Origin of the sequence: Pseudodesulfovibrio sp., assembly GCF_028692895.1 — a bacterium.
GTDB lineage: Bacteria > Desulfobacterota > Desulfovibrionia > Desulfovibrionales > Desulfovibrionaceae > Pseudodesulfovibrio.
Genome location: NZ_JAQUWN010000106.1, coordinates 1 through 8,444, shown reverse-complemented (window position 1 = coordinate 8,444; position 8,444 = coordinate 1). Strand labels below are relative to the sequence as shown.

Sequence of the window (8,444 nt, the reverse complement as noted above, 5' to 3'; positions counted from 1 at the left end):
AACTCGGGCTCGGGATTGAACTTGGAGAGGAATTCCTCGCGCTCCACCACCTGCTTGGGGCCGGAGGGCACGTAGTTGCAATTGAGGGGCTGGACCTCGAAACGGCCGTCGTCGAGCTCGCCGCCGCTCCAGTAGGTCTTCTGGATGGTCCGGCGCTGGGTGGTTCCGGTGCCGACCCTGCTGACGGACTGCGTGGAAAAGACGCCTTTGATCTTTTCCGCGCCGTCGCGCACCACTTCCCGGCCGGGCTGTCGCTCTTCCATCTGCCCCGTCATCCGCAACTCTCCTGAACTAGACGGACCGCATCTCCCCGATGATGGCCAGGGCCGCCTCACGCGGCGACGCGCTGCCGATGACGGGCCGCCCCACCACCAGGTAGTCCGCGCCGTTTCGCACCGCCTGTGCGGGCGTGACCACCCGCCGCTGGTCGTCTCCCCCGGACGAGGCGGGCCGGATGCCCGGCGTCAGACCGATGAAGCCCGCCCCGCAGGAAGCCTTGACGGCCGCCACCTCCAGACCGGAACAGACCACCCCATCAAGGCCATATTGCTTGGCTTTACCAGCCAGGTCAAGGGCCATCTCGGACGGCCCCGGCGCGCCCGGCACTGGCAGCTCGCCCGCCGCCATGCTGGTCAGGATGGTCACGGCCAGGAGCAGGGGCCGCTCGCGCCCCTCGGGCGTGCCCTCGACGCAGCCCGCCATGGCCGCGCGGGCCATGCGCTCGCCGCCCAGGGCGTGGATGTTGACCATGTCCACCCCCAGACGGGCCGCGGAGCGCGCAGCGCCCTGCACGGTGTTCGGGATGTCCATGAACTTGAGGTCCAGGAACAGCTTGAAATCCATGGCCTTCAGCTCGCGCACCAGGGCCGGGCCCTCGGCGGTGAACAGTTCGAGCCCGACCTTGATCCACGGGGCCGCGCCCGCCAGGGTCCGGGCCATGCCCAGGGCGCGCCCGGCGTCCGGAAAATCGAGTGCGACAACCAGCTCAGCCATGTTCCCCCCAGTTTTTCAGGATGTTCTCCTCCACGTCCGGGCGCAGCTCCGGCTTGCACCGGGCGGCCACGAACACGGCGCGCAGCTCCTGGTAGGCGTTCTCCAGGTCGTCGTTGACGATCCAGTAATCGAAGAACCCGGCCTCGGCCATCTCGCCGTCCGCGTTGGCCAGCCGCTTGGCGATGGCCTCGGGAGAGTCCGTGCCCCGGCCGGTCAGCCGCCGGACCAGTTCATCGCGCGAGGGCGGGAGCAGGAAGACGAAATTGCCCTTGTAGAAGGTCTTCTTGAGCTGCTTGGCGCCCTGGACGTCGATGTCGAAGAGGACGTCCTTGCCCTGGCTCAGCATCTCCTTCACCGGCGCGGTGGCCGTGCCGTAGAGATTGCCGTGGACCTCGGCCCACTCGCAAAACTCGCCCCGGCTGCGCATGGCCACGAAGGTCTCGCGGGAGACGAAGTGGTACTCGCGGCCGTCCCGCTCCTGCCCGCGCGGGGCGCGAGTGGTGTAGGAGACCGAGTAGCCGAAATTGGGGAATTCCTCGTGCAGCTTGGCGATGAGGGTGGACTTGCCGGTGCCGCTGGGCGCGCAGACCACCAGGACCTGCCCCAGGCGCTGTTTGTTGCCGGTCACCTATTCCCCCTCCTCGGCGCTGAACCGCTGGCCGATGGTCTCCGCCTGGATGGCGGAGAGGATGACGTGGTTGGAGTCGGTGACGATGATGGCGCGTGTCTTGCGGCCCTGGGTGGCGTCGATGAGCCGCCCCTCCTGGCGCGCGTCCTCCCGCAGCCGGCGCATGGGCGCGCTGGTGGGGTTGACGATGGAGACCACGCGGTCGAGCACCACGAAGTTGCCGAAGCCGACGTTGAGCAATCCCTGTTTCTGCATTCGTCCTACCTTGCACTTGATATGAAAATGGCCCGTCCTTTCGGCAAACGGGCCACTTTGCGACAGCTATTCTATGTTCTGCACCTGCTCGCGGCAGCGCTCCAGCTCCGCCTTGAAATCCACCACCAGGCGGCTCACGGCCACGTCGTTGGCCTTGTTGCCGCAGGTGTTGATCTCGCGAAAGGTCTCCTGGCACAGGAAGTCGAGCTTCTTGCCCACGTCGGCGTCGCCGTCCAGGGTCTCGGCCAGGCGGTCCAGGTGGGCGTAGAGCCGGGTCAACTCCTCGGTCACGTCCAGCTTGTCGGTGATGAAGGCCACCTCCTGGAGCATGCGCTCCTCGGTGTACTCCGCGCCCATGGAGGCGAGCATCTCGCCGATGCGCTGGCGCAGCCCGGCCTTCTTCTCCTCCAGCACGTCCGGGATGCGGGCGGCGATGCGCCCGGCCAGGTCGCGCAGGGTCTCCAGGCGGGCGCGCAGGTCGGCCACCAGCACCGCGCCCTCGTCGGAGCGGGCGCGCACCCAGTCCCGACACGCGGCCTCCAGCCCGGCGGACAGGCTCGCGGCCAGGCCGGAGTCCGGCTCGCTGCCGGAGTCGCGCCACAGGGCGGACATGGCCAGGACCCGGTTGTAGTCCGGAGTGAAGACCTCGCCCCGGCTGGCGGCCACCCGCTCCATCTCGGCGAACATGGCCCGGGCCAGGGTTTCGTTGAAGGTCACGCCCAGGATGGCGGAGTCCAGCACCTCGAGGTTGAGGGAGACATCCACCCGACCGCGCGAGCCGAAGCCGCGCAGGATCTTTTCCCAGCCGTTCTCCAGTCCGCGCAGGAATCCCGGAATGCGCCACTTGACGTCCAGGAACCGTCCGTTGACGCTCTTGATCTCCCAGACGTGCGTCCAGGCGTCCTCGTTGGTCTCGAACCGGCCGAAACCGGTCATGCTGACAGGCATAGCTTACCCTCTTTGCGTATTGAGCTTGGTTTTATACAACTGGCGCAGCTTTGTCAGCCGCCTTTTCATTTCCTCGCCCGCGTAGTCGGGAAAGGTCCAGGGGAAATCCTTCCACCCGCCCTTTTGCCAGATGAGCGTCAGGTCCGCCCAGATGCCGTCGCGCAGGTAGATGCGGTGGGAAAAGTTCTTGCCCGTGGCCAGGACCAGCCGCTCGGCCGTGACGAATCCCGGGTCCAGGTTGACCGTCCGCCGCTCCCCTTCGGCGTGGCGAGCCTCCAGGGCGTTGGTGGCCAGCTTGATCTCGGCCAGCTCGTCCAGGGGGCGCAGCGCCTCGAAGGCCACGAGCCGCCGCAGGATCGGCGTGCCCAGCTCGGCGTCGTAGTAGTCGGTCTGGTCGAAGACGAAAGGCTCGGAGACCTCGGCCGCCGGGCCGAAGGCCGCCTCCAGCTCCGCCAGGAGCCGGTCCCACAGCGCGTCGAACCGGGCCGACAGCACGGACAGGATCAAGAGGCCCGGATCGGGAATCTTCGGCAGGCTCACAGCGAGGCCTCTCCTTTCGCATCCAGCGGCTCCACCAAAATCACACCCCGCTCCACCGCCACGGGCCGGGCCGGGATCAGGGCTCGCACCGGATCGCCGGGCAGGGGCGCGCCGAAGCGGCAGGCGGCGTAATACTGGCTGACGCCCTCGCCCCGCGCGTCCTGGACCAGCACGTCCAGACGGCCGGTCCCGAGCAGGCGGTCGAGAAAGACGCGCTTCCTGCCCGCCACCAGCTTGCGCAGCCGGGCGGCGCGGGCCTTGCGCTCGGCCGGGTCCACCTGGTTGGGCATGTCCGCCGCCGGGGTGCCGGGCCGCTCGGAATAGGGAAAGACGTGGGCGTAGGTCAGGGGCAGCCGCCGGGCCAGGGTCAGGGTGTTCTCGAACTGCTCCGGGGTCTCGCCGGGAAAGCCGCAGATGAAGTCCGCGCCCAGGCCGAAGACGGGCCAGGGCTCGCGCAGCCGGTCCAGGAACTCCACGGCCGTCTCGGGCCGGTAGTGGCCGCGCCCCATGGCCCGGAGCACGTCCGGGTCGCCGCTCTGGAGCGAGAGATGGAGCTGCGGGCAGACCAGGACGGACGCGGCCAGGGTGTCGAACCCCTTGGCGTCCAGTTGGCCCGGCTCCACCGAGGAGAGCCGCAGCCGCGCCCGGCCCGACCACTCGGGCGCGAACTCGCGCTCCAGCCGGGCCACCAGGTCCCAGAAATCCGTTTTTTCGGCCAGCCCCCGGCCGTAGTGGCGCAGGTTGATGCCGCTCAGGATCAGCTCGCGCCAGCCGCCGTCCAGCAACCGGCGCACCTCGGCCGCCACCTCGCCCGGCTCGCGGCTCACGGACCGGCCGCGCGTCAGCGGCACGATGCAGTAGGTGCAGTGGTGGGAGCAGCCGTCCTGGACCTTGACCACGGGCCGGGCCCGGTCGTAGCCCGTGATGGCGAAGGGCGGGAACGGCGCGGGCTCGGGCAGGGGCTCGCCGCCCGGACCGGCCAGGAGGGCCGCCTTGTCCGCCTGGGGCACCACGCGGACCACGCCCGGCAGCCCGGCCAGTTCGTCGGGCATGACCTGGGCCGCGCAGCCGGTGACGATGATCGGCGCGGACGGGTTGTCGCGGTGCAGCTTGCGCACGGCCTGGCGCAGGTCGGCCACGGCGTTGGCCGTGACGGCGCAGGAATTGACCAGGATGAGATCGGCCGCGCGCGGGTCGCCGGACTCCGCGGCGGGCGCGCCCGCGTTGCGGGCCCAGGCCTCGGCGATGGCCCGCGTCTCGTACTGGTTGATCTTGCACCCCAGGGTGGCGGCGTAAAAGCGAATCATGTATCCTGAATCCGTGTTTCCGGTTGTCCGGCCCCTCCGGCCCCTCCGGACCCGCCGGAGAAAAACCGTTCCTGCGGCCTAATGCAAATACCCTCGGGGGTCAATGCCATGCTCCATACACCCGTCAGCGTTCCGCTCCGCATCCGGCTTCCCGCCCTGCTCCTCGCCCTGCTGCTGGCCGGATGCAACGTGGTCGGCGCGTCCGTGGGCGCGGGCGCGTCGTCGGGCGCGGGCGTGGTCTTCAGCGCCTACAACGACTTTCTCTACACCGGGCCCGGCGCGGCCTACGCCAACAACAAGAAGGGGCTCGAACGGTTCCTGGCCAAGGACTACGCCGGGGCCGGAGACATCTTCGCGACCACCCTCTCGTCCTATCCCGCCAATCCGGACGCGGTCTACTACTTCGGCCTGTGCCGGATCTACCTGGGCGCGCGCGACGAGGGCTTCGCCCGGCTCGCCTCCTACGACGACCCGAACAACTTCCGCATCACCCAGGAGGTCCGCTGGTGGGCGAACTACTGCGCCAAGAAGCCGGAGCTCACGCCCGAGAAGATACGCCAGGTCATGAACAAGGCGCGGGGCGAGGGATACCGGCGGCAAATCCAGGAGGACTGGGACGACCGGCTCATGGGCTGGTAGCTCACGCGCCCTCCCCGAACGATCCTACGCCCCGAGCGGGCCCTCGATGACGCCGCCCGCCAGCACCGCGCCGTCCTCCGTGTAGACGGCCAGGACCTGCCCCGGCGTGGGACGGCCCTGGGGCGACAGAAACCGGCAGACCAGCCGGTCCCCGTCGAGCCGCACCCGCGCGGGCCGGGCCTGCTGCCGGTAGCGGGTCTGGACCAGCACGGCTTCGGGCCAGGCCTCGGGAGGGACCATGACATTGGCCTCCCCGGCCACGCACCCCGCCGCCTCCAGCGACGACTTGGGCCCCACCACCAGGGCGTTGACGGCCATGTCCTTGTCCAGCACGTAGAGCGGCTCGGTCCAGGCCACGCCCAGGCCGCGCCGCTGGCCCTCGGTGTGCCGCCACAGGCCGCGATGGCGGCCGATGACCCGGCCGTCCTCCAGGACGATGGGGCCGGGGCCGGGCATAAGCCCGCGCCCCTGCAGAAAGGCGTGGTAGTCGTCGTTAGGGACGAAGCATATTTCCTGGCTCTCGGTGGGCAGGGGCGGGGTCAGCCCCCGCGCGGCCAGGAGCGCGGGCACATCCCTCTTGCGCACGTCCCCCAGTGGGAATTGGGCGGCCCGCAGGAGCTCTACGGGCACCAGGGAGAGGAAATAGCTCTGGTCCTTGGCCCGGTCCGCTCCGCGCACCAGGGCCAGGCCCAGGCCGGGCCGCTCCTCCATCCGCACGTAGTGGCCGGTGGCCAGCCCGTCCGCGCCCAGGGACCGGGCGAAATCGAAGAGCGCGCCGAACTTCATGCGCGGGTTGCACAGGGCGCAGGGGTTGGGCGTCAGCCCGTGGCGGTAGCCCTCGACAAAGGGCGAGACCACCCGGTCCTCGAACGCGCCCCGCAGGTCCGGGGCGTGGAAGGGCACGCCCATGGCGGCGCAGGTCCCGGCCAGCTTGGCCACGGCGTCTTCGCCGCCTTCGGGCGAAGGCAGGAAACGGCCGTGCACGGCCACGAGGCCGAGCCCCCGCTCCCGAAGCAGGGCCAGGGCCAGCAGGCTGTCCATGCCGCCGCTGACGGCAACGGCCACGGTCACAGGGAACGCTCCATGTCGATCATGCGCCGATTGTGAAAAATGCCACGGCGGAATGCAACGTTTTTATACCCCGAAGCATCTCCTTTTATGCTATCAGACAACCTATCCGACGGAAAAACCGCAATCGAGGAGGCTCGGGATGAAACGCATGATCTTCTGCCTTACGGCCGCCTGCCTGGCCCTGGCCTCGGCCTGGGGCCCGGCCCGGGCCTGCACCACCATGATCGCCACGCCCGGAGCCACGGCCGACGGCTCCATGATGGTCACCCACTCCGACGACAACGAGCTCGGGGACCAGCGGCTGATCTTCGTCCCGGCCAAAAAACAGGAAGGCGCGCGCAGGACCTTCGCCGACTATCTGCGCTACCCCCGCATCGTCACCGACGACCGGGGCCCGGCCTACAACACGCCGGACGCGCCCACCAAGCCGCTGATCGAGATTCCCTACGCGGAAATCTGGAAGCTGCTGGGCCGGAAGCAGGAAACGTCCTTCGCCTATTTCGACGGCGACTACGGCATCATGAACGAAAAGAACCTGATGTTCGGCGAGTGCACCAACGGGGCCAACTACGAACCGCCCGCCAATCCCGTGGCGGGCAAGGGCAAGCCCCGCCGCATCTTCTACAGCGCCGAGCTCTCCCGCATCGCGCTCGAGAACTGCGTCACCGCCCGCGAGGCCGTGAAGCTCATGGGCGCGCTCATCGACGAGTACGGCTACTTCTCCACGGGCGAGACCCTGCTGGTGGGCGACGAGAAGGAGGCCTGGGTCTTCGAGATGTGCGCCCTGCCCGACGTGAAGCACCACTCCGCCTGGGTGGCCCAGCGCGTGCCGGACGGCCAGTACTTCGTGGCCGCCAACACCTTCCGCATCCGCGACGTGGTCAAGAACGACCCGGACAACTTCCGGTACTCCAGGCTGCTCATCCCCGGCCTGAAAAAGCTCGGCTGGTGGGACGAGGCCAAGCAGGGCCCGGTGGACTGGCTCCGGGCCGTCAGCCCCGGCGAGTACAACCACCCCTACTACTCCCTGCGGCGCATCTGGCGCTGCATGGACCGGGTCAACCCGGACCTCGGCCTCTCGCCCTGGGTCAGGGACACCTACACCCGCGACTACCCCTTCGCCATCGCGCCCAAGGACAAGCTGAGCGCCGCCGACGTCTTCGCCCTGTACCGCGACCACTACGAGGGCACCCAGTTCGACCTGACCAAGGGCGCGGCCGCCGGCCCCTACGGCGACCCGCACCGCTTCGTCGGCCCCTATGACGGCAACCAGAACAACGTGGACAAGGAAAAGAAGTACTATGGCGCGTGGGAGCGGGCCGTCTCGGTCTTCTACCAGGGCTACACCTACGTCTGCCAGACCCGGCCGGGGGCCCCGGAGATGACCAAAGGCATCCTCTGGTTCGGTCCGGACGTGGCCTACACCACCGTCTTCACGCCCTTCTTCTCCAAGATGGCCCAACTGCCCAAGCCGTACCAGGCGGGCGACCCGCGCCGGTTCGACCCAGCCTGCGCCTGGTGGCACTTCGACCTGCTGGCCAACTGGTCGCGCCTGAACTTCCAGCGCATGACCCGGGTGGACATTCTCCCGGCGCAGCGCGAGCTGGAGGAGCTGGCCCTGGCGGGCGCCTACGCCATGGACGACGCCATGGCGGGCAAGACGCCCGAGCAGCAGCGCACGCTCATCACCCAGTTCAGCTTCGACACGGCGGGCATGATTCTGAACCGCTGGCGCGACCTGACCTTCGCCCTGCTCGCCAAGTATTCGGACGGCTACATCAACCGCCCCGGCGAGGACGCAGTATCGGCCATCGGCTATCCGGCCGACTGGCTGAACCGGACCGACTACAGGAATGGCCCGACCACCTATGACATGAAGTAAACTTAATCAATCATAAATAAAAATGGCCGGTTGCGAACGCGCGTTCGCAACCGGCCCTTCATTTTCCTCAAAAACCTTTCCCCTTCCCCTCTCAATCCCACGCCCCGCACAAACCCCCAATCAAAAACGGCCCTCCCGCCCCGAACCAACCACGCGAAGCGTCGCCAAAAAGTTTGGGGGG

9 protein-coding genes and 1 pseudogene are annotated in these 8,444 nt (G+C 68.5%); 2 read left to right on the top strand and 8 right to left on the bottom strand.

What is annotated here, in order from left to right; genetic code table 11:
- The 7 genes and pseudogenes from PHP91_RS16520 to PHP91_RS16490 form a co-directional block, all read right to left on the bottom strand.
- A pseudogene (locus PHP91_RS16520) lies at nucleotides 1-275 on the bottom strand (hypothetical protein); the annotation flags it as partial.
- Between the two features lie 16 nt (nucleotides 276-291).
- Nucleotides 292-993, bottom strand: a complete 702-nt coding sequence (pyrF, locus tag PHP91_RS16515) for an orotidine-5'-phosphate decarboxylase (RefSeq protein ID WP_300143325.1) — start codon at nucleotides 991-993, stop codon at nucleotides 292-294.
- Nucleotides 986-1,621 (bottom strand): guanylate kinase, encoded by a 636-nt coding sequence (gmk, locus tag PHP91_RS16510; RefSeq protein WP_300143322.1) that lies wholly within the window; start codon nucleotides 1,619-1,621, stop codon nucleotides 986-988. Before gmk ends, pyrF begins: the two co-directional genes overlap by 8 nt.
- A complete protein-coding gene (locus PHP91_RS16505) occupies nucleotides 1,622-1,876 on the bottom strand; it encodes a DUF370 domain-containing protein (protein ID WP_300143319.1) in 255 nt (84 codons plus the stop codon).
- 66 nt (nucleotides 1,877-1,942) lie between these two features.
- Entirely contained in the window at nucleotides 1,943-2,824 is an 882-nt protein-coding gene (locus PHP91_RS16500) for a YicC/YloC family endoribonuclease (RefSeq protein WP_300143316.1), read from the bottom strand.
- Nucleotides 2,825-2,827: 3 nt separating this feature from the next.
- Nucleotides 2,828-3,364 (bottom strand): DUF4416 family protein, encoded by a 537-nt coding sequence (locus tag PHP91_RS16495; RefSeq protein WP_300143313.1) that lies wholly within the window; start codon nucleotides 3,362-3,364, stop codon nucleotides 2,828-2,830.
- Entirely contained in the window at nucleotides 3,361-4,671 is a 1,311-nt protein-coding gene (locus PHP91_RS16490) for a MiaB/RimO family radical SAM methylthiotransferase (protein WP_300143310.1), read from the bottom strand. The genes PHP91_RS16495 and PHP91_RS16490 overlap by 4 nt, the downstream gene beginning before the upstream one ends.
- 108 nt (nucleotides 4,672-4,779) lie before the next feature.
- On the opposite strand from PHP91_RS16490, the gene PHP91_RS16485 reads away from it, so the two are divergent.
- Nucleotides 4,780-5,310 (top strand): hypothetical protein, encoded by a 531-nt coding sequence (locus PHP91_RS16485; protein ID WP_300143307.1) that lies wholly within the window; start codon nucleotides 4,780-4,782, stop codon nucleotides 5,308-5,310.
- Nucleotides 5,311-5,334: 24 nt separating this feature from the next.
- On the opposite strand, the gene mnmA is transcribed toward PHP91_RS16485, so the two are convergent.
- A complete protein-coding gene (mnmA, locus tag PHP91_RS16480) occupies nucleotides 5,335-6,381 on the bottom strand; it encodes a tRNA 2-thiouridine(34) synthase MnmA (protein WP_300143304.1) in 1,047 nt (348 codons plus the stop codon).
- 139 nt (nucleotides 6,382-6,520) lie between these two features.
- On the opposite strand from mnmA, the gene PHP91_RS16475 reads away from it, so the two are divergent.
- Nucleotides 6,521-8,263, top strand: a complete 1,743-nt coding sequence (locus PHP91_RS16475; RefSeq protein WP_300143300.1) for a C69 family dipeptidase — start codon at nucleotides 6,521-6,523, stop codon at nucleotides 8,261-8,263.
- Nucleotides 8,264-8,444 lie beyond the last annotated feature (181 nt).